Consider the following 22,587-nt stretch of genomic DNA (forward strand, 5'->3'; position numbering starts at 1 on the left):
CAAATTTGCGGGAATTCTTTAGTAATTACGTAGCCCTTTTTCTATTTACCAATTAGGAAATGAGTTGGTTAGAAATTGAAAAATTGGCCACTTAAGTTATTTCTTACCTCAACAACCCCTCAGGCAATTCCTTCTCCAATAGATTCTTATAGATAAACTTAGTTTTCAAATTGTCAAAATGTAAGCCTTTGTTGCCTCCCCAGCCGTGTTTTCCGCCAGGGTAAAACATCATCTCGAAGTCTTTCTTTTTTTCTTCTAAGGCATCTATCAATTGTATGCTGTTTTGCAAATGAACGTTGTCGTCCATCGTACCATGTACTATCAATAATTTACCTTTGTAGTCATCCACATATTTCAATATTCCACCGTTTTCGTAGCCTTCAGGGTTTTCTTGAGGAGTATCCATAAATCTTTCCGTATAGGCACTATCGTACAGTTTCCAGTCTGTCACGCTGCCACCAGCCATACCGTGTGTAAATACATCGGAGCCTTTGGTTAAAGCCAAACAAGTCATATAACCTCCATAACTAAAGCCTGTTATGCAGATTTTTGTTGAGTCAGCTATTCCTTTGTTTATTAGTGATCTTACCATGGTTTTGTAGTCATCCAATTCCCATTTACCAAGGTTGCGGTGCATATAGTTCACGCCTTCTTTGCCAAAATGTCCGCTAGCTCTGTGGTCCAAAGCCACTTGGATTATACCTTCTCTAGCATACCACTGCGTCCTTGCTGACCAAGCCCAAGAATCGTAAACTGTTCCAGCATCTGGCCCGCCATAAATACTCACCAATACGGGGTATTTTTTGCCTGCAATCATATTTTCAGGGTAAATTATACTCATCGGAAGGTCAAATTTGCCATCATCACTTTTTACATATATCAGCTCAGGTTTGTTCATGGCATATTTATCCATATCTTCCCCTTTTGCCGAGCCTAAGTCTTTGATAATATTGCCTTTGTTGTCAATGATTGCCATTGCGTTAGGGTTGTTCATATTAGAGTAGGTCGTAACAAAATAGCTTAGATTTGGAGACGCCTCTATTCTTCTATGGTTAAAATTACCAAACGTCAATCTTTTTAGATTTTTACCATCCAATCCAACACTATATAAATCAAAGCGTGCCGAATTTTCCATTCCTCTTGCATGGAAATACAAGACTCTGTTCTTTTGATCTATTCCAATTACTTCTTTTACAGTATATTTTCCAGAAGTTATGTTGTTTTTGAATTTACCATCTATTCCATACAAATACAGTTGTTTCCAGCCAGTTTTGTCGCTGATTATGATCATTTCTTTGCCGCCATCCAATATCGTCAAACGTTCATCTGCTCCGTCTATGTCAATCCATGTTTTTTGGGTTTCTTCATAAATCGCTTTCTTAGAGCCATTTTTGGGCGAAACATTGTAAAGTTTTAAGTTGTCATTGCCTCTGTTTATCCATTGTACCATAAGTCCCGAGCCATCTGACGTCCATTCTGGCCAACCAAAATATTGGTCTTCACGGTCTTCAAAATCCGCCCAAGTGGTTTTGTTGCCATCTGGATCTACAAATGCAATTTTAGCTGTCGGGTTAGGGTCACCAGCTTTTGGGTAGCGAGTTTCTTCTATAAATCCATGTTGACCTACACTGCTATAAATTGGGAACATAGGAGTTTTAGACTCATCAAAACGCATATAAGCAAGGTTTTTGCTATCAGGACTCCACCAAAATGCTCTAAAAAGTGTTGGTCTGCCAAAAATTTCCTCCCAATACAACCAGGTAGCAAAACCATTCCTTGTAGTTTTTGAGCCATCAATAGTGATTTGGGTCTCGCGTTTGGTCTTTATGTTATAGGTAAAAAGGTTATTGTCTTTGGTGTAAGCGATATAATTGCTATCGGGCGAAAATGTCGCATTTTTTTCAACTGCCTCTGGGTCATTCGTTATTTTAGACTCACCTGCCGATGTGCTTAAATACAAATCTCCGTTTTTCAAAGTTACTTTTTTACTTGGGCTCACTACTTTGATTACATCCATTTGGCTTGCGTCTTCTATTTGACCAGATTTTAAATTCAAGATTACATTTTTCATGCCTTCATTTGGCGAAGGTTTCATGTAAATCAAGATTTTATCATCGCTCAACCACTTGTTTATCGTAGGTAATGCTTGAAGGAAATTGTCAGGTGTTTTGTTGGCAATCAATAAATTGCTTTCAATCGTTTGTTTTTGAGCAAAAAGGGAGGAGCTAAGACCTAAAAATAATACAATGGCTTTCTTCATAGATTTGTTGATTAATGTTTGGGTAAAAATAAGGGCAAACTTTATTAATTTCAAAAATGAGGTGGGGATTTTGTCTTTTTTGTTGTTTTTTGCAAATCTATTAACAGAATCTGCTTTTTTTTGGAGATTTTTAATAAAAACCAGATAAAAAGTTCATTCCTTCTGAATTGAAGAAATTGATTGAAATTAAAAAATATGAATAAAATTATTGTAGTCTTAATGTTTGCCTATGGAAGTGTATTTTCGCAGGAAAGAGCACTTTTATTTGAGATTTCTGGAAATGAATTAATGAAACCGTCTTATATTTTTGGTACTTTTCATTTACTGTGCAAAGACCAATTTGGGCTTTCAGACAATTTGAAATCAAAAATAGAAAATTCTCAACAATTGGTTTTGGAGCTGGATATGGATGACCCCAAAATGATGATGTCCATGATGAATGGCATGAAAATGAAGGGTGATTCAAGTATAAAAGATCTTTTGGAACCTGCAAAATACGATTTTGTAAATTCTTATTTTCAAGATTCTTTAAAAATGCCTTTGAAAATGATGGAAAAGGTAAAACCAATGATGCTGTATTCAATGCTCATGCCGAAGCTTTTGGGTTGTGAGGCTGTTTCTCTTGAAATGGAATTGGTTGCTTTAGCAAAAAAACAAAAAATGGAAGTTTTGGGTTTAGAAACTTCAGCGTTTCAGATGGCAATTTTTGATAAAATTTCTTACAAAATCCAAGCTAAAATGTTGTATGAAACAATTGAAAATTCAGACAAAAGTAGAAAAGAATTGCATGAGTTGATGGATGCTTATGTCTCCAAAGATTTTCTTAAAATGCAGCAACTTATTGAAGATTCTTCGGATTCTTTTGAAGGATTGGAGGATGAACTTTTGAAAGACCGTAATCTTGATTGGATTGACAAAATAGAAACTTTTGCAAAAGAAAAGGCGACGTTTTTTGCTGTAGGAGCAGGCCATTTATTGGGAGAAGAAGGGGTTTTAAGTCTTTTGAAAAAAAAGGGTTATATTATTAAATCAATAGAGTAATTATGAAAGCATTTTTGTTATTTCTAGTTTTAGGAGGATTGATGGGGAGTTGTGTTAAAACACCCGTTTCGGGAAATTTAGACACGAATAAATTCAGCTATTTGGCCTTGGGCGATAGCTACACCATAGGCGAAAGTGTGAAAAATTCGGAAAGATGGCCAGTACAATTGGTAGCCAAACTTAAAGAAAAGAATATTGATTTTTCAGAACCGAAAATCATAGCCAAAACTGGTTGGACCACAGACGAACTTATTGCGGCAATTAGCAAAGAATCCATCAATCAAAAATTTGACATGGTTTCGCTTTTGATTGGTGTAAATAATCAATACAGGGGTAGAAGCTCTGCGGTATTTGTTGAGGAATTTAAAAGCCTTTTGCAGCAAGCTATCGGGTTTTCCAAAAATGGCAAAAAAGGTGTTTTTGTTGTTTCGATTCCTGATTGGGGTGTTACGCCTTTTGCGAGTGGTAGAGATAAAGAAAGTATAGCTAAACAAATTGACGAGTTTAATAGCCTTTCCAAGTCTGTATGTGAGAAAGAAGGAATTGTTTATGTAGATATTACGGACATTTCAAGGATTCCTGATCCTAGCTTAATCGCTTCTGATGGGCTCCATCCTTCAGGAAATATGTATGCTAAATGGGTGGAAAGAATTTTCCCAACTATAATCAAAAACTATGAATGAGCCGAGGTCGTATTTTCTTGAAAAAGCCCTAAAATTAGACGTAAACGATAGTCTTTCTGCCTTTAAAGATAGGTTTGTTTTCAATGAAAATGAAGTTTATTTTGATGGAAATTCTTTAGGCCGATTGCCAAAAGAAACGCAGAAGGTTTTAGATAAAACTATTCAGAGTGAATGGGGGAAAGACTTAATAAGAAGTTGGGAGAATAAATGGATAGATTTGCCCAGGCAAACTGCTGTTAAAATAGCCGAGTTGCTTGGAGTTTCTTCAGAAGAAGTTTGTGTGGCTGACAATACCTCTACTAATCTTTATAAATTGGCTTTTGGAGCATTAAAATTTCAAAAAAATAGAAAAATAATCATTACGGATGAATTGAATTTTCCGACCGATCAATATATTCTTGAAGGCCTAATTGAACAAAGTTTTCCTAATCATCAATTGGTCAAACTAAAATCCGATAATGATGGGCAATGTGTTGATATTGAGTCTATTTTGTCCGCAATAAATTCCGAAGTTGCCTTGGTTTGTCTCTCCCATGTCTTGTACAAAAGTGCCCATATTTATGACATGAAAACTATAAATGCCCATGCCGAAAAGGCAGGAGTATTGGTATTGTGGGATTTGAGTCATAGTGCTGGTGCAATTCCTTTAGATTTAAAAGCTTTAGGTTGTAAAATGGCTGTTGGATGCACTTATAAGTTCTTGAATGGTGGGCCAGGTTCATCTGCATTTTTATATTTAGACAAAGATTTAATTACAAAATTTCAAAATCCTATTGCTGGATGGTTTTCTCACGAAAGACCGTTTGATTTTGAAGCTAAATTTACCGCAAAAAATAGTATTGATAAATTTGCAACTGGTACACCAAATGTTCTTTCATTAGTTGGTATTATTCCTGGAGTGGATTTACTTTTAGAAGCAGAAATGGAGGCTTTAAGAGAAAAAAGCCTCAGCCTTTCTTCTTATTTTATCGAGCTTTATAATTTGTTTTTAAAAGATATCGGTTTTGAATTGAAAAGCCCTATCAAAGACAGCCAAAGAGCGTCTCATGTGACTATTTCTCATGAAAGTGCTACATATATTATGAAATATTTAGAAATACCTGAAAAAAACGGTAGAGTATTTATTCCCGATTTCAGACCTCCAAATTATATTAGAATTGGCTTGGCTCCTTTGTATAATTCATACAGAGAAGTATTTCTATTCGTTGAAAGACTGGTTGAGATAATAGGACAAAAAGAAAGTTGAAATTTTAAAAAACCTTACTTATTTTTCTTGCCACCAAAAAGGGAGAAATGAACATACCGCTTAGGGTTTTCTTTCATGTCTGCCAGTAGTTTGTTTAAACTGGCCGCAGTTTTATCCAAATTTACATACAAAGAATCGTTGCTGGTTAACTTTCCTAAAGTACCGTCTCCAGCATTTATGCCGTTCACAACTTTGTGTAAATCAGATATAGTTGAATTAAGAGAATTTACTGTTTTGCTCAATTTTAAATGACTCAAAGTATCTGTAAAACTCCCAGTTTTTTCTAAAATTGGCTTTAATTGTTGGTCTAAACTTTTCGTAAGTGTATTTAGATTATTGGTCAATAAAGCAGCATTGGTAGTTATTTCATTAAGATTTTTCGAGTTGCTAGCTATTATACCATTAACACCAACTGTAGTGGTCGTTGCGTTGGCCATCAAGACTTTTAATGCCTGACCAGTGTTTGCAAAATCATTGACTATTTTATTTAAACTCAATGTCAAAGAGTCTACATTGTTTAGTGTCGGATCTAATCTATCTTGCATTAATTGAACCAAACCTTGCTCTACTAAACCTTTTATTTCCGAACCTCCTGCCAATTTTTCACCTGGCTTAATTTTGAGTTTCAATAATTTTCCACCAATTAAACCATCGTCTGCCAAGTATATTATAGTGTTTTTTGAAAGCTTAACATCCTTTTTTATAGACAGTTGTACATTTACGATGTCTTTTTCATAATCTGGTTTTAATCCTAAAACTCTGCCTACTACTACACCATTATAGGTTACAGGATTTGAAACCTCCAATCCGTATACATCTTTATAATAGACGTGATAGTCTTCAGTTGTAGAAAATAAATCAGAACCTTTTAGATAATTAAATCCAAAATACAAGATTGCTAATCCAACTAATCCTAATAAACCTACTTTTGCCTCTCTTTTAAAATCCATCTTTTCTTTTTTTTCAAAAACAACCTAACGGTCGGCAATTTACTAATTTTATCTTTCTGTTTCCTTTTTATACTCGTCAAAAGCGTTTGAAATTGCTAAAGCCACTTTTTCTCGCCCATCTTCAGTAGCTAAAAAGTTAGCATCTCTGCTATTGGTTAGATATCCGGTTTCCACCAAAACACTTGGCATAGTAGTTTCCCAAATGACAATAAACCCTGCTTGCTTTACGCCTCTACTTCTATAGCCTATCTTTGGTATGTTTTTTTCTACTTTGGCAGCAAACTCCAAACTTTGATTCATAAAAGCATTCTGGTAATTAGCTAACATAATGTGTGCCAATGGTGACGCAGGGTTGTATCCTTTATATGTTTTTTTGTAATTATCCTCATAAAGTATAACATTGTTCTCATTTTTGGCCAAATCCAAGTTTTCTTGCGTTTTATGTAAACCCATAACATACGTTTCAGTTCCGCTTAAGGATCTGGTGTTGTTAGCATTGCAATGAATTGAAATAAACAAATCTGCTTTGTTTTTATTGGCAATAGCCGCACGCTCATGTAAAGGAATAAAAACATCGGAATCTCTAGTATATATTACTTTTACATCTTTGTGCCTTTGTTTTATCTTTTGGCCTAGTTTTAAAGTGATATCCAATGCGTACTTTTTCTCTCTGCCGTTGCCAGCTCCAGGATCTTTTCCGCCATGACCTGCATCTAGAACAATTGTTGTTATTCTGACTGGATTTGTGCTTGTATGACTAGTGAAAATTAGATAGGTAAAAGTCAAAAGTGTGAATGGGATGATAATTTTAAGATTTATTAACTTCATTTTTTGGGAAAACATGATTTACTACAGCTTTTTATTTCAAGAAAATCGTTTTAAATATACTTTCTGTTTAATTTTGCCATTACAAAATTAGTGTTTTTGTTAGAACATAAAAAATATATAAATATTGTGCAATTTTCTATCTGTATTAGCATACTTAATTGCTAAAACCTTAGTAATCTTTTATAAATCTCTCGAATTTTGAAGTTAAAATTAGTCTTACTTTTTATTTTTGGATGGATAGTCTTTGCTGCACAAGCACAAAGGCCATTGCCTAGTATAGGAGGTAGGAATTTTGGTAGTCCTTCAAACGCCCAGAATACTTCTTCAAATAATACCAATTCTCAACAAAACTCGAAACAAACTTCAAAATTTAACGCAAGTAAAAAAAATAGAATTAAAAGGGATTCTCTTTCTGTTGTCATACCTGATTCATTGAAAAGTTTAGAAAATCAACTAGAAACTACTGTTGAGACTTTTTCTTCTGACTCTACTGTGTTAGATATAGAGACGCAACAGTATCATTTATATGGCGATGCTCAAGTGATTTATGGAGAAATTCAACTAAAGGCAGATTATATTATGTTGGATTGGGGTAAAAGCGAGGTTTTTGCTCATGGTATGCCTGATACAACCAAGAAAAATGGCCCTCCAGTCAAAGGTAAGCCTGTCTTTGTTGATGGTGCTGAGTCATATAATTCAGATACTGTTAGGTATAATTTCAAGTCCAAAAAAGCCATAGTAAGTAATATTGTTACAGTTCAAGGAGATGGTTTTGTTCAAGGAAAAGTTGTGAAAAAAGATCCACAAGACAATATGTACCTAGCGAATGCAAAGTACACGACTTGCGATTTGGCCGAACCTCACTTTCATATAGCCGCTAAAAAAATCAAACTTGTCAACAAGAAATCGCTTATTTCTGGCCCTTTCAATATCGTATTAGCGGATATTCCATTGCCCATCGGATTGCCTTTTGGTTTTTTTCCAATACCCAAAAAGAAGGAAATTGGTACTTCTGGATTTATCATGGGAAGTTACGGTGAACAAAGGAGAGACAACAGAGGTTTGTATTTCAAAGATTTTGGATATTATCATGCTTTTAATGAGTATATCAGTGCTAAGCTGATAGGCCAAGTTTATACTTACGGTAGTTATGGTGTTGGATTGAATACCCAATATTCAAAAAAATACAAGTATGGGGGGGATTTTAATGTGCAGTTTAACCATAACGTGGCTTACAGTTCAAATGGATTAGATACAACTCGTTCTAATCAATTTAATATTAGATGGTCGCATTCTCCAAGAAGTTTAAGGCCCGACAGGAGTTTTTCCTCCTCAATGGACATAGTGTCTAGCGGATTTAACAATAACAACCGAAACTCCTCTGATGTACAAAACCTTACCAAAAACAATTTTGGAGGAACCATAAGCTATATGCGAAATTTCGGGAAATTGGTAACCACAAATAGTTCTTTTAGAGTTGACCAATCCTCTAGTTCGTTTAGGTCAACATTAGGTTATAGTTTTGGAATAAAACAGTTCAATCCGTTTGTTCCTGAAAAAAAACAAATCGGCAATTGGTATGAGTCTTTTAGGGTAGGTTTAGATGTAAGTGGAGGAGTGGCAATTTCAAATGCTGTTTCATCGAGATCGACAAGCTATACTGACTACAATATTGCTGGCATAGATAACAAGCCACTTTCTACCACGCAGCAGAGGAGAATTACCGAGCTACAATATTTACTTAATGACCCCAACGTTTCTACAGATACTAAAGCGATATATCAAAAAGAATTAGAAAAGCTTCAGAGTCCGGTATTAAAAGATTGGGGAGATATCCTAAAAAACAACGTTATAAATACTTCGTATATAGTTCCTATAGTTTTACCGAACTTTAAAATTGCTAGGTATCTTAACCTAACACCAAGTATTTCTTACAGAGGAGATATTTATACAAAAGAGTTAAAATATCAATATGTAAACCCTACAAATGAGCCAGTTACTTTTACCAAAAACAATGGGAAATTAGTTACAGTTAGCCTGAATCCGACTGCAGATAGTATTCAAAATGTATATGCAGACAATGGAGATTTGAATGTTTTGTTGAATCCAAATAGTGGCGGTGTAGTAATTGTAGACACCATAAGTAAGCCGAGTTTTGGTCAAACCACATCTTTTGGTACAAGTATGAATACCCGTCTTTATGGTACATATAGATTTGGTGATAGAGGTAAAATAAAAGAGATTAGACATACTGTTGTTCCATCCATAAATCTAAATTACACTCCTTCAAGTGAAGGTCAGTATACTTCGAAAGTTCAGGTAAGATCTGATAGTGTATTTAGGTTTTTGCCTAGATTCCTAAATGGCGGTGGTTCGTCAGGTTCTGCATCTGGAAATGTAGGTTTTAGCTTAACCAATCAGCTCGAAGCAAAAGTCAGAAATAAATCTGATACTGCTGAAAATGTGTTTGAAAAAATAAATTTATTAAATAATCTAAGTCTAGGTGGCGGATATAATTTATTAGCAAAAAAAGAGTTTGGTGAGTTTGCTTTATCCAACATAAACATAAGTGCAAGTACTTCTTTGTTTAAAAACTTAATAAATGTAAATGCTAATGGTTCATTAGATCCTTATGCCTATGAAGTCGATGAATTGGTTAAATCAAATTTAGCAGGTAAAAGGGTAAATACTTTTAAATGGAAATATAAACCTGAAAATGGTGTGGCTAAGGCTGATTATTTGAGTTCGTTTAATTTTTCCTTGAATTCTACTTTTTCGCCAGAAACTTTTAAAAAAGACAAAGCCACGCCCGCTCCAGGAAAAGATCCCGCAAAAGATGCTATGAACCAATATGTGCAAGCGAATCCTTTAGAGTATGTAGATTTTAATATTCCATGGAGTATAGGTTTGAGTTATACCTTTAATTATAATAAACAAGGCCTTTCTGACGCAAGAATTACCCAAACTGTAAGTGTAAATGGTGATTTTAGTCTAACACCAAAGTTTAAATTCACCTACAATACGGGATGGGATTTTGAGTTTAAACAAATTACTTTGACAAATATAGGAATTATCAGAGAATTGCATTGCTGGAGCATGAGTATGAACTGGACACCAATTTCTGGAAGTAGTATTAGAGGAGGAGGGTTTAATTTTACACTCCAACCAAAATCAGCTCTGCTAAGAGATTTAAAACTAACAAAAAGAAGAGTTGGTAATTATTAAAATATTGATTTTGAATTATATAAATCAAGTGTTTTAAAGTTTGTATAAATAATAAACTGTTTGAATTCTCATAAAAAAAAAGAGCGGAATTCGCTCTTTTTTTGTGAAATTTTTTTAAGGAAAACTATGCGTTAATTTCGAAGCTAGCCAATTGTACAAACTCCATTACCCTATTTTCTAGTTCAGTTTGAGATAAGTTTTGAATACGTTCCGTGCCAAATTTTTCTACACAAAATGAAGCCATTGCAGAACCATAAATTATCGCTCTTTTCATATTCTCGAAACTCAAATCATTCGTTTTGGCTAAATACCCAATAAATCCTCCAGCAAATGTATCACCTGCACCAGTTGGGTCAAAAACTTCCTCAAGCGGTAAAGCAGGGCAGAAGAATATTCTATCTTCTTGAAAAAGCAGTGCACCATGTTCGCCTTTTTTGATAATTAGAGTTTTTGGACCCATTGCCATGATTGTTTTTGCTGCACGCCTAAGAGAAAAATCTCCAGAAAGTTGTCTCGCTTCCGAATCATTAATAGTCAAACAGTCAATTTCCTTAATTACTTTTTTCAAGTCGTCCATCATGATATCCATCCAAAGATTCATAGTATCTAGCATTACAAACTTTGGTCTATTCTGCAGTTTTTTTAATGTTTGATACTGTATTTCTGGAACCATATTTCCCAACATCAAAAATTGAGTATCTTGGTATTTTTCCGGGATTGTTGGAAGCCAGTTTTCAAAAACACCCAATTGTGTATCTAAGGTGTCACGATTGTTCATGTCTTCATGGTATTTGCCATGCCAAAAGAAAGTTTTTCCATCTGGATTAACTTCCAATCCTTCGGTATCTATACCATGTGCCTGAAATGTGCTTATCATTTCACTCGGAAAATCACTTCCAACTATACCCACCAAATAGTTGTTTTTTGTGAAATAAGAAGCTGTTAAAGTAATGAAAGTTGCTGCTCCCCCTACTATTTTATCTGTTTTGCCAAAGGGCGTTTCAATTTTGTCAAATGCTACTGACCCAACTGTAAGTAAACTCATTTTATCTGTTTTTTTTGCAAAATTAGGTTCAAAAAAATTAAAATTAGGATTATTTTGGGGCTTTCTGCAAAATAACTATTGATATATTTTTAATGTAAGGTAAAAAATTTTTACTTTGCATGTGTGTAAATAGTCTTCAATGACTTTTATCAATAGTTTTTTTGTTAATTATTTAAAATTGTATAAAATTTCTCACAATGAAAAAGAGATTAAATTTTATCGTATTACAAGTAGCGATACTTTTGTTTTTAGGTGCATTATCTAAAGGTATTGCTCAGACGCCGTGTGGTATAGACGCCCACGCCGTGTTTGCGAATTCATCAACAGATACCCCAGTTTTGTTAAAAAGGCTAGGTACTAGCCCGCAGTTTGGCGAAATAAATAAGCATACCGCTGGTGCTGCATATGCTCATCTCAAAAAAGTACATACTAGAAACTCTCACGATAGTAGGTCTGAAATTGACGGTTTTTTGAAAGGCCTAGGGTATACAGGTTTTAAAGATCCTGCATTTAGTGCAAGTAAAATCACACCTGAAATATTGACAGCTGGAACCAAAGGATGGATGGGTGCATATTCAAGAGGTCACAAATATAAATGGTCAGTTTTGGGAAGAGATTTTGAAACTTTCAAAATTGAATCTAAAGACGGTACATGTTTTGCCTTTATTATGAAAAAATGTGGAAATGCATTCTATGATCCAAAAGCGAGAGAAGATGCAGAAGCTGCTGCTCGTGCATTGGCAGCGTTGCCAAAAACAAAATGTGTTACACAAACTATTAATTTTACTGGTAAAAATCAGATTTTAGCTGCTGATGTAATTAATACTTCTCAAAGTCTGCCAGTAATTGCCTCGTATAATGGTACCAATCTTTGTATTGGAGATTTTACAGTTCCAGTAAGATTAACATATGAAATGACAGCAAGAGGCGAAGTGAATTATTCAAAAACTGTAATGCTTTGTGATTACGGTAATGGGGTGACACCTACTTCAAATGTAAATCTTCCTTTGAATTTGAACTACAACTTGGCCGATTCGGATGTTTCAATTGGTGAAGATGGAAAAATGATTATGGCTGTAAATGAAAAGCAGTTTAAAGTTTTAAAGAAAGTTTATAAGGTATGTCCAAGTAATTCGGCAACTTCTCCTTCAAACAAAACTTTAGTTGCGAATAAAGTAAATACAGCTTCTGAAGCTAGTGCTTCATCCTCGGTTGGAGGTGCTGGAGGTACAAACTGCGTGAAACAGACTTTGTCAATGAATGGAAAAGCTACTGTTGAAGATGTATCAACAAAGATAGGGACAAATGAAGTAACGCTTATTGGTGTGTATGATAAAGTAGGAAAACTTCAGAAAGGAGAAACTGCTAAAAAGTATATGTGTTTAGGTTCTTACAATGTTCCAGCTAAATCTTCATTACAGTATGCATTGAATGGTACTAGTAACATGGATCACATAATAGAAGTATGTGACAATGGAAGCGTCAATCCAAATGAAAATATTTCGGTGCCTTTAACTATGACCAATAATTTCGGTAAGCAAGAAACTATGGTTGGTGATTATGGCAAGATATATATGCCACTTACAAAAGCACAGTATAAAAAACTTAGCAAGAGATTTAAGAGATGTTGCAGTGATGGTACAACTAAATCTAAATGTTATTGATATTATAAGGATGTCATAAAAAAAAGCCTCTTCAAAGAGGCTTTTTTTTTATGAATTAAATACCGAATTAAAACTTAAATGGCCTGGTAATTTAATAATTTCTCAAAAGCCTTGTGGACTTTCTCAAAGTCAAAGGATTCAATTACCTTGTCCATCATATTGTTGATTTCTTTGTTACATAAATTCCCAATGCTACCTTCTAAGGTATGATTAAGGTTTTTTATTGGACTAAACCTTCCTTCTTCGATTTCGTTTCCTATAGCTTTGTATGCGTCTCTAAATGGCATACCTTCGATGACTTTTTGGTTTACGTTTTCAACACTAAACATTAAATCATATTTAGCATCGCTTAAGAGGTTTTCTTTAATTTTAAGATTTTTGATCATAAAAGTTGCCACACTTAAGCTTTCTAAGAAATCATCAAGGGCAGGCATTATAATTTCTTTAATTAATTGAAACTCTCGGTGGTAACCTGAAGGTAAGTTGGATTGGATAAAGGCAATTTCAGAAGATAATCCTTTTAGCTTATTTGCTTTACCTCTCAATATCTCAGCTACATCGGGGTTTTTCTTATGAGGCATTATACTAGACCCAGTTGTCATTTCTTCAGGGAGGTTTATAAAGCCAAAGTTCTGGCTATTATAAAGACAAACATCCATTGCCATTTTTGATAATGTATTTGCAAAAACACCCAGAGCTTGAGCTACTAGGAACTCCATTTTTCCTCTTGTCATTTGTGCATAGACTACATTGTAGTTTAGATCATCAAAACCTAATAAGTCTGTTGTGAAATGTCTATTTAGAGGAAAGTTAGATCCATAGCCTGCTCCTGATCCCAAAGGGTTTTTGTTGACAACTTTATATACACTTTGAAGAATAGTTAAGTCATCTACAAGACTTTCTGCATAGGCTCCAAACCAAAGACCAAAAGAAGATGGCATGGCAATTTGTAAATGAGTATAGCCGGGTAATAAATCATTTTTATGTAATTCACTTTTTTCTTGCAAAACATCGAAGAGCTCTTTTGTGTGCAAAGTAATTTCTTCGATTTTATTTCTTAAGTACATTTTAAGGTCTACTAGAACCTGGTCATTTCTAGATCTTCCACTATGGATTTTTTTTCCAATATCGCCTATTCTGGTAGTAAGAGTGTATTCTATTTGTGAATGAACGTCCTCTATTCCTGCAATTATTTCAAATTTTCCTTGCTTTATTTCTTTATTATATATTATCTTGCACTCATTAAGAATACTATTTAATTCTTGCTTCTCTAATAATTCGATACTCTCTAGCATAATAGAATGAGCCATCGAACCTAATAAATCAAAAGGTGCTAAGTTTATATCGAGTTCGCGGTCTTTACCGACTGTAAATTTCTCGATAATTTCGTTTGTTTTTTTTGAGTTTGCTTTTTGCCAGAGTTTCACTTTTTTTGGATTGGTTAATCAATTACAAAGTAACGAAAAATTGTGACGTACTGCTTGAGAGGAAGTCAAAAAAACATTCAATAAAAAAATGAAAAAAAACGTAACCGTTTAATATTGTTTTTAGCATGGTTTTTGCACTGTATTATTGAATGAAATGGACCTAAAAAACAGATATATGCTGGATATGTTGATTTAACAGCGATTATAGTTTTTTGGTAGTGGAGTTTTTAGGTTTTGTTTTGGTGTGGGATGTGAAAGAAAATACAATTATTTGTCTTTCAAATATCATGCCAACCTGTAAATTGAGTGAATATAAAAAGAGTGAATCTATAAAAATGAATAAAAATTATACTTTAATTAAGTACAATTTATCAGATGCCTTTTCTCTAAAATTTGATTTTAGAAGATGGGTTATTTTATTTTTTGTATTTGTTTTAAGTTTCAATTCTTTTTCTCAAAAAATTAAAAAGGATTCGAAAATAGCAACAGACTGGGCTTCATTGACTTTGAGTATAATGAAAACCACACCTAATGGCACGCCAACTTTCGGGTCAAGATTTGTTGGATATGCGGGTCTAACAATGTACGAAACTGTTGTTCATGGAAATCCAGAATATAAATCTTTAGTTGGGAAATTAAACGGATTAGAATATTTGCCTTCTCCTGCCACCTCAAAGATTAATTGGACACTTGCCTTAAATGCTGGTCAAGCTCAAATCATTAAATCAATTTATGATTTCACTTCAGAGTATAATTATAAAAGAATTGATTCTTTAGAGCAATATTACTTAGCAATAGAATCCAAAGGATATTCTCAAAAAGAAATTGAAGCGTCTATAGAATTTGGTAAGAGTATAGCCAATGCGATTTTCGAATGGTCCAAAACAGATGGAGGTCATAAAGGCTATTTAAGAAACTTTGATTCAACTTACGCTCTTCCTAAAGGAAATGGTAAATGGAGTCCTCCATTAAAAGGCCAAGCTGCTGTTGCTCTTCCTTTACATCCATATTGGGGAAAAAACAGAACTTTTGCAAAAAATAACTTTACCCTTCCTATTCCTGCAATGGTAGATTATGATTATACAAAAGGTACGACTTATTACAATTACATGAGGGAAGTGTATACGGTTAGACAAAATCTTACACACGAACAAAAAGAAATTGCCAATTGGTGGGGCGATGATCCTTCTGAAACTTTTTCTCCTCCAGGCCATTCTTACTATATGGCTTTAGTTGCAGTAGAAAATTCAAAAGCTGACATTTTTAAAGCGTCTCAAACTTTTGCTGCAGTCGGTATGGCTGTGGCTGATGCATTTATTAACTGTTGGAAAACTAAATATTACTACCACGTAGAAAGACCATTTAATTTTATCTATTATAACATGAGTACAATGTGGGATTTGTATTGGCCAGAGCCACCATTTCCGGCTTTTTATTCTGGACATGCTGGTCAAGCTTCTTCGGCAGCTACAGTTCTCACCAATATGTATGGTGAGAAATTCGAATTTGTGGATGAATCGCATGTTGGTAGACCTAAAGATATGGAAAGGTTAGTTGAGTATAAAGCTAGGCATTTTAACTCTTTTTATGAAGCCGCTGAGGAATCAGCTATGAGTAGACTTTACGGCGGAATTCATACAAGATTGGATAATGAAGTAGGATTAGTAGAAGGACGAAAGATAGGGTCTAATATTAACCAACTTTTTGAGAAATAGAATTTTTAAAATTTACGCATATATAATTTTTTGAGTGGAAAATTACAATTACAAACAAATGAGAAACTTTACATTATTACATTCTGGGAATACCCCTGATTCGAGGAATGAACAAGGATGGAGATTAAATAAAGGCAACTTTGCTGCATTAATTTCCGTAATTTCTCTTATTATCAATTTCAATAATTGGAAGATTAAAAACCCTTTTCTAATTGATTCTATTAGTTTAACTAGAAAAAGCGTTTTTGTTTTATTCAGTTTATTGGCTGGATTGATCAATTCATCAATTGCCCAAAATGCTCCTGCGGGAGATGACAAGTATTATATGCTTGTAGGTGAGTTGATTAATAATGGCGGAACAAATGATTCTCGAACCGATGTATACCAATATACAACTGGAGGTGGAATAACAAACTGTAGTCTAACCGGCGGCGGCGGCGAAGGTATGGTTGTTGACCCGATTAATAAAATTGCGTACATAGCAACTTGTTGTAATATTGGTCAGATCCGTTTATATGATTACAATACTGCATCATTTCTTTCTCCAATTTCACTCCCTGGAGAAGATATTTTAGATGTTGCTATATCATCAGATTATGCGTTTGTTTATGCGGCTACTTATAATAAGCTTTATAAAATTAGTACTGCTTCTAAAACAGTTGTCGCTTCTGTCTCAAAAACTGTACTTAATAATTCTGCTGCTCAAGATTTTTGGGGTGTAGCAGTTAGTCCAACCAACGGCAGAATTTATGTTTCTTCTAACTGGCAAAATGGTAACGGAACGAGTACTATCGAATCTTTTGCAACAAGCCTAACAGGTGGAAGTACTCTTATATCGACTGCTTCTTCTGGTTTTCATTTTAGAGGAATTGTTTTTGATGCCTCAGGAAATCTTTGGGCTGTTGCTTCTCATGATAACAATACTATTTCAGATAAATTATATAAATATTCTTCAACAGGGACTTTATTAGGAACGTATTCTTTTCCAACACCTACAGTAAACGCGGTTGGAGGTACTGGGAAAGTTAATCCTTTTGATTTGGCTTTTGGGCCAGATGGTAATTTATATATCACAACATTCTCTGGTGACTGTGTAACAAAGTTTAATGTTTCTAATGGTGTTTTTTCTACCTACTTACAATATGTTAGTGGAGCTCAAGCTAAGGCTATTACTTTTATAGGAGGTAACTTTAAATGTATTTGTACATCTCCTGTTTTAAACTTAGCTAATCTTACTCAAACTGGTGCTACCTGTAATGGTGCTGTTGCTAACAATAATGCCACAGCCACTATGGGAGGTTTGGTGTATAATTCAAGTAAAATTGTTAAAGCAGATATTAATGAAGGATCAACTTATGGGCAAATTCCACTTTATGGTGCACCATCAAATAAAGTAGTAGGCAGTGGGCAGACTTCGGTAACTTTTACTGGTTTGAAACCAGGAACTACATATACTATAAGAGCATGGAGTGGTTATGATGCTTGTTATACGGATTTAACTTTTACTACTCAACAGGCAGTTTGTTTTACGTGTGCCTGTAGTTCTAATAATTTCTCTACAAATGGAGATATGGCTTTGGGTAATCCACCTTCAAGTTGGACTGCACCCCAAGGTCAGTTTACACTTGGGACTGGATCTTCCACTGGTAACTTTGGCGTTTTAAACAATAGCGACTTTGTTGGTGATTATTATGTTTATCAAGATATTTCTTTAACAGCTGGAGAAAAAGTTACGCTTGATGCCTTAGTGTCTACTCACTCCGTTTCGACTTCAGGAGCAGTTGCTGAAATGTATCTTGAGTTTTATAATGGCAATACTTTGTTGGCAACGTCTAGTAAGTCATCTACTACCTTGGCTTACAATGGAACACTGGAAATGTTGTCAACTATCAAATTTGTAGCTCCAACCAATACTACTAAAGTAAGGATTGTTGGGCACTCAAAAGCGAGGGCATTAAAATTTGATAATGTGGTTTTAACTAAATGTTATAATGCTATCACATTAACTCAAGGAACTTTGGTTCAGCCGTCTTGTACTGCTAACGGTTCATTGTCTAATGGTTCATTGTCAGTAAACATTACAGGTGGTAGTGGAAGTTTCCAATATAGATTAAATGGGGGGGCATATCAAACCTCAAATACATTCAATAATATTGGAGCAGGTAATTACACAGTAGATGTAATTGACAATAATGCTTCAGCTTGTGGAAAGACATTGACAGGAACGATTACATGTATTAATAATTGTAGCAATACAATTACTAATCCTGACCCTTCCTCTGGAGATGTTAATCCTGGTCAACAATTTACATTAGGTGTAGATTCAAATGCACCAAGCAGTGTTTATATTGAATGGGTAAGGTCATCACAAAATGTAAACGATGTGTCACTGCTAACAGATAAAACTGTTGTTGGGGGTGGGTATGTTACTGCTGGAGGTGTCACTATAAATGTAACAGCTCCTACTGCTTTAGGAACCTATTATTACTATGCTTGTTTTAAACCACTTGATCCATGTGGCACATTTGCTAAGCATATCATAACAGTAAAAAATATTGGTACAAATGATCCAGTATGTTTTTCAGGTTCTAGAACTTTAACAGATAATTTATTGCAAGGAGCTTGTAATCCAAGTGCAACAATAAATTATTCGTTTTGGTTAGATATGAGTTCTTCAACTGGTAAACCAAACTATCAACACTTCAAAACTTCTAGTTTGAAATTTGAGGAATACTGTGATGGTACTGCTAAAATTTTTGGTAGAGTTTGTGCTATTGGTGGAGGAACAAATGATTGTATGGATGTTGAATATAATTTGTCAGGAAGAACTGCGACAACTCCAACATACAGTCCAAAACCTAACTCTTGTTCAACCTACGGAAATGATTTGTATTATTATACAAGTGCTTTAGGTTCTGTAACTGGTGTTTCTGGAGGAATTTACCAAGGCTTTACAGCAGTTATTGATGATGCCGCAAATAATACAATGCCATCTTTCCAAGTAGGATCGGGTGCCAATGTTAATACCAATAATTTTGGAGCTAGTGGATGGTTTAATGCTTTAATTTCAAATGCTGGAACAAATGGTTGGTCTCTTAAAACTTACCATGGAGATTTTAATTTCAATTTGGGAGCACAAGTACCATTTGAATTAGAGGCTAGTAAAACAGCAACATCCACTTGTGTAGGTGGTTCAGTTACCTTAAATGCACAGATTAAAGGTTATGTTCCAACTACATGTAATTTGACATATTCTTGGAAATCGCCTTCTAATGTTGTTACAAATTCGCAGTCATTAACAATTTCAGATGCACAAACAACTGATGCAGGTATATACACAGTAACAGTAACTTATACATCTGGAGGTAAAACTTGTACATTAACAAGTACAGTAAATGTATTAATAGATACAAATTGTGATAACACACCTGTTTGTGCACCAAACTGTACAAGTACTAACTTGGTGACTTGGAATTTAAATACCTGTAACACTGGTACAGGCGGTAACTGGTACGGTGAGTTCACCCCTGTCACATACAATGGTGGATGTTCGCAAATAACGGCGAGTACTGTATATAGAATTAATCCTGACGTAAATACCCATTCTTGTGCAACCGGTGCGAATGGTAGTGGGTACGCTATGTGTGTTTCTGGAAACAACAATACTTCTGTGCCTTCAGAGCATGATTCCAAAGCAGTTAGATTTAGTATTAATATCAATCCAGGAGCTGGAAAAACTTATAATTTATCTCAGTTATCATTTAAATATAAGCGAGGAGGGTATAATTGTACTTCAGGTGGTGCTCAATCTTTAAGATTGTACATTTATAAAAATGGATCTAAAGTTTATGAAGAAACGATTACTGGTGTGACTTCCTCATGGGCGAATAAAACATTCTCTCAAACAGGTAACTTTGACTTTATTTCTGACGCTACTGCGACTTATGAGTTTGAGATAGTTGGATTTAATCCGTACAATGGATGTGCCGTTTGGGAAATTGATGATATTCAACTATATGGATGTTGTGGTGTTACTGCTTCTCAACCTCAAATTAATATTTCGAATGCAAATATTTGTATTGGAGAGCAGGCAACTTTAACTGTTTCAAATTGTAATGGCACAATAAATTGGAGTAATGGCCAAACATCAGCTTCAATCAATGTAAGCCCTACAACTACCACAAATTATACTGTTACTTGTACTCTAAATGGTTGTGCAAAATCAGAAACTGTATCAGTAGTTGTAGATCCAAATTGTAATAATAATGTTTGTATTACATGTGATCCAAAAACGATTGTTAAATGGAATATGAACCAATGTTTAGCTTTGACGGAAGCATATTCTTATTCAGAGTTTTTGGCTACATATCCAAATTCAAGCAATTTCTCTTATGTAGGTGCTACTAATGTTTACAGAGATAGTCCTAATACAAATCCTCATAGTTGTACAGTTGGTTTTTCAGGAGTTTCTGGAACTGATGCAGCAATGTGTGTTTCTATTGGAACATCATCAACTTCACCTGACTGGACTAAAGCAATTAAGTTTTCTACTACTTTAACACCTACTCAAACTGGTTGTATAACTGCATTGAAATTTAATCAAAAATCTCCAACAGTTTTACAATATGCACCATCCCCTGCATCAAGTGGAGGAACTGCAAATAACAATTATCCGACAAAATATGCTGTTAGGATTTATAAAAATGGAACTTTAGTTTATGGACCAGTTAATATAAATATCTCATCAAGGAATTGGACAAGTGAACTTATTGATTTAACTACAGACGGAGACTTTTGCTTCTCAGGAGCTAATACAAAATTTGATTTTGAATTGACTGCTTATGCACCAGTTGGAAATGGTTACACCGCCTCAGCTTGGGATGTTGATAATTTTGAAATAGTGGCTTGTAATAAATCAGAGCCTTACACAATATCAGCTTCAAATAATAGCCCTAAATGTGTTGGAGTACCTGTAACTTTAACGGCTTCTTCTACTCAAACTGGATTAACTTATAACTGGACTGGCCCAGTTGGGTTTACTCCTCAAAGTGGTGTTACTGCTACTACTACTATTGCAGGTACATATACTGTTACTGCAACAGCATCAAATGGTTGTACAGCTACTGCAAATACCATAGTTACATTTTATCCTAATCCAAGCGGTACAGTTCCAACTATTACACCAGTATGTCAAACTGAAACAATTAATTTATCAAGCGGAACTTGGACAAATGCTTCTAGTTATAAATGGAATGGGCCAAATTCATTTACAAGTAATTCACAAAATGCAAGTATCTCAAATGCGTCTTTAGCTGCATCTGGAACTTATACTTTAACAGTAACCAGTGCAAATGGATGTACTACGACTGCAACTGTAAGTGTACTTGTAAATGCTTGTTTGTCTAAAATTGGAGATTTTGTCTGGGAAGATATTAATGGAAATGGAATTCAAGATCTAGGTGAGCCAGGAATTCAAGGTGTTTTAGTTACTTTAAATGGCTCAGATGCTTTTGGCAATCCTGTTACTTTAACTACCACTACTGATATAAACGGTAAATATTTATTTGACAATTTAGTTAAAGGTAACTACACAGTTACTTTTGGGGATAAGATAGGTTATGTATTAACAAGTCCTAATAAAGGTAGCGATGATGCAAAAGATAGTGATGCCGATCTAACTACTAAAAAATCACCAGTAATAAATTTAGGTACAAACGATACAAATCTTACTATAGATGCAGGTATGTATAAACCAGCGTCACTTGGAGATTTTGTATGGTACGATTGGAATTTTAATGGTATACAAGATCCAGGTGAAAATGGAATCCTAGGTGTTTCTGCAACATTGAATGGTACAAAAGGAGATGGCACTGTAATCGCTCCTCAAACTATTACAACTAATGCATCTGGTATATATACATTTACAAATCTAGCTCCTGGTACATATACAGTCACATTCGGAACAGTTCCTGGATATCAGGTAACTAAACAAGATATTACTGGAGCAAACACTGACGCTACAGATATAAATACCGATAGTGATATCAATCCTACAACATTAACAACTCATGCTGCAACTTTAGTATCAGGTGAAAATGATCCTAAGTTAGATGCGGGTTTTACACAAGTAGCAGACTTAAACTTGGTAAAAACGGTAAGCAATGGCACCCCAAATGTTGGAGATATAGTAACTTTTACGATAAAAATAAGCAATCAAGGTCCTCAAGCCGCAACGAATGTAAAAGTAGAAGATGCAATACCAAATGGGTATGAGGCAATAGCAGCGATCAGTGATGCAGGAGTACAGACAGGAAGCATAATCAATTGGACCATCGGAAGCCTAGCCAGTGGAGCAAGTAAGAATTTGACATTCACAGCAAAAGTAAAAGCACCATTGGCAGGTGTAAGCTATAACAACATAGCGAGAGTAATGGCTTCGGATCAATATGATCCAAACTCAACGCCAGGCGATGCAGCGGATACGAATGGCAATGGCAAAGTCG

Annotated in this window: 12 protein-coding genes; 7 read left to right on the top strand and 5 right to left on the bottom strand. The window is 34.7% G+C overall.

Annotation, left to right across the window (positions count from 1 at the left end; translation table 11 throughout):
* Window positions 1-103: 103 nt before the first annotated feature.
* A complete protein-coding gene (locus EGI22_RS05315; protein WP_255066887.1) occupies window positions 104-2,260 on the bottom strand; it encodes a DPP IV N-terminal domain-containing protein in 2,157 nt (718 codons plus the stop codon).
* Window positions 2,261-2,455: 195 nt separating this feature from the next.
* On the opposite strand from EGI22_RS05315, the gene EGI22_RS05320 reads away from it, so the two are divergent.
* The 3 genes from EGI22_RS05320 to kynU are packed head-to-tail and all read left to right on the top strand — an operon-like array spanning window position 2,456 to window position 5,230.
* A complete protein-coding gene (locus EGI22_RS05320) occupies window positions 2,456-3,301 on the top strand; it encodes a TraB/GumN family protein (RefSeq protein WP_255066888.1) in 846 nt (281 codons plus the stop codon).
* Window positions 3,302-3,303: 2 nt separating this feature from the next.
* Window positions 3,304-3,984, top strand: coding sequence for an SGNH/GDSL hydrolase family protein (locus EGI22_RS05325; protein WP_255066890.1), 681 nt, complete (start codon window positions 3,304-3,306; stop codon window positions 3,982-3,984).
* Window positions 3,977-5,230 (top strand): kynureninase, encoded by a 1,254-nt coding sequence (gene kynU, locus EGI22_RS05330; protein ID WP_255066891.1) that lies wholly within the window; start codon window positions 3,977-3,979, stop codon window positions 5,228-5,230. The genes EGI22_RS05325 and kynU overlap by 8 nt, the downstream gene beginning before the upstream one ends.
* Before the next feature lie 14 nt (window positions 5,231-5,244).
* On the opposite strand, the gene EGI22_RS05335 is transcribed toward kynU, so the two are convergent.
* Together EGI22_RS05335 and EGI22_RS05340 are read right to left on the bottom strand one after the other, a co-directional pair.
* Entirely contained in the window at window positions 5,245-6,180 is a 936-nt protein-coding gene (locus EGI22_RS05335) for an MlaD family protein (RefSeq protein WP_255066894.1), read from the bottom strand.
* 48 nt (window positions 6,181-6,228) lie between these two features.
* Entirely contained in the window at window positions 6,229-7,008 is a 780-nt protein-coding gene (locus EGI22_RS05340) for an N-acetylmuramoyl-L-alanine amidase (RefSeq protein WP_255066895.1), read from the bottom strand.
* A gap of 198 nt (window positions 7,009-7,206) precedes the next feature.
* Between EGI22_RS05340 and EGI22_RS05345 the strand changes: the two genes are divergently transcribed.
* On the top strand, window positions 7,207-10,233 hold the full coding sequence (locus EGI22_RS05345; RefSeq protein WP_255066897.1) for a putative LPS assembly protein LptD: 3,027 nt from the start codon (window positions 7,207-7,209) through the stop codon (window positions 10,231-10,233).
* A 124-nt stretch (window positions 10,234-10,357) separates the two neighbouring features.
* On the opposite strand, the gene EGI22_RS05350 is transcribed toward EGI22_RS05345, so the two are convergent.
* Entirely contained in the window at window positions 10,358-11,278 is a 921-nt protein-coding gene (locus EGI22_RS05350; RefSeq protein WP_255066899.1) for a PfkB family carbohydrate kinase, read from the bottom strand.
* A 197-nt stretch (window positions 11,279-11,475) separates the two neighbouring features.
* Between EGI22_RS05350 and EGI22_RS05355 the strand changes: the two genes are divergently transcribed.
* Window positions 11,476-12,942 carry a hypothetical protein gene (locus EGI22_RS05355; protein ID WP_255066900.1) on the top strand — a complete coding sequence of 489 codons (1,467 nt, stop codon included), beginning with the start codon at window positions 11,476-11,478 and terminating at the stop codon, window positions 12,940-12,942.
* A 74-nt stretch (window positions 12,943-13,016) separates the two neighbouring features.
* Here EGI22_RS05355 and argH read toward each other — a convergent pair whose 3' ends face one another.
* Window positions 13,017-14,369 carry an argininosuccinate lyase gene (gene argH / locus EGI22_RS05360; protein WP_255066901.1) on the bottom strand — a complete coding sequence of 451 codons (1,353 nt, stop codon included), beginning with the start codon at window positions 14,367-14,369 and terminating at the stop codon, window positions 13,017-13,019.
* Between the two features lie 335 nt (window positions 14,370-14,704).
* Between argH and EGI22_RS05365 the strand changes: the two genes are divergently transcribed.
* The gene (locus EGI22_RS05365) at window positions 14,705-16,084 is read left to right on the top strand and encodes a vanadium-dependent haloperoxidase (RefSeq protein WP_255066902.1); all 1,380 of its coding nucleotides are present in this window, start codon (window positions 14,705-14,707) and stop codon (window positions 16,082-16,084) included.
* Between the two features lie 58 nt (window positions 16,085-16,142).
* A partial coding sequence (locus EGI22_RS05370) for an SdrD B-like domain-containing protein (RefSeq protein ID WP_310588127.1) occupies window positions 16,143-22,587 on the top strand: 6,445 nt, incomplete at its 3' end.

The sequence above is a fragment of the Lacihabitans sp. LS3-19 genome, from assembly GCF_024343575.1.
Taxonomy (GTDB): Bacteria; Bacteroidota; Bacteroidia; order Cytophagales; family Spirosomataceae; genus Leadbetterella.

What these genes read in the sequence shown, in the direction of transcription:
- kynU (WP_255066891.1), top strand. Translation starts at nt 3,977, where the DNA reads ATGAATGAGCCGAGGTCGTATTTTCTTGAAAAAGCCCTAAAATTAGAC.
- EGI22_RS05340 (WP_255066895.1), bottom strand. Translation starts at nt 7,008, where the DNA reads ATGAAGTTAATAAATCTTAAAATTATCATCCCATTCACACTTTTGACT.
- EGI22_RS05335 (WP_255066894.1), bottom strand. Translation starts at nt 6,180, where the DNA reads ATGGATTTTAAAAGAGAGGCAAAAGTAGGTTTATTAGGATTAGTTGGA.
- EGI22_RS05350 (WP_255066899.1), bottom strand. Translation starts at nt 11,278, where the DNA reads ATGAGTTTACTTACAGTTGGGTCAGTAGCATTTGACAAAATTGAAACG.
- EGI22_RS05315 (WP_255066887.1), bottom strand. Translation starts at nt 2,260, where the DNA reads ATGAAGAAAGCCATTGTATTATTTTTAGGTCTTAGCTCCTCCCTTTTT.
- EGI22_RS05325 (WP_255066890.1), top strand. Translation starts at nt 3,304, where the DNA reads ATGAAAGCATTTTTGTTATTTCTAGTTTTAGGAGGATTGATGGGGAGT.
- EGI22_RS05355 (WP_255066900.1), top strand. Translation starts at nt 11,476, where the DNA reads ATGAAAAAGAGATTAAATTTTATCGTATTACAAGTAGCGATACTTTTG.
- EGI22_RS05365 (WP_255066902.1), top strand. Translation starts at nt 14,705, where the DNA reads ATGAATAAAAATTATACTTTAATTAAGTACAATTTATCAGATGCCTTT.
- EGI22_RS05320 (WP_255066888.1), top strand. Translation starts at nt 2,456, where the DNA reads ATGAATAAAATTATTGTAGTCTTAATGTTTGCCTATGGAAGTGTATTT.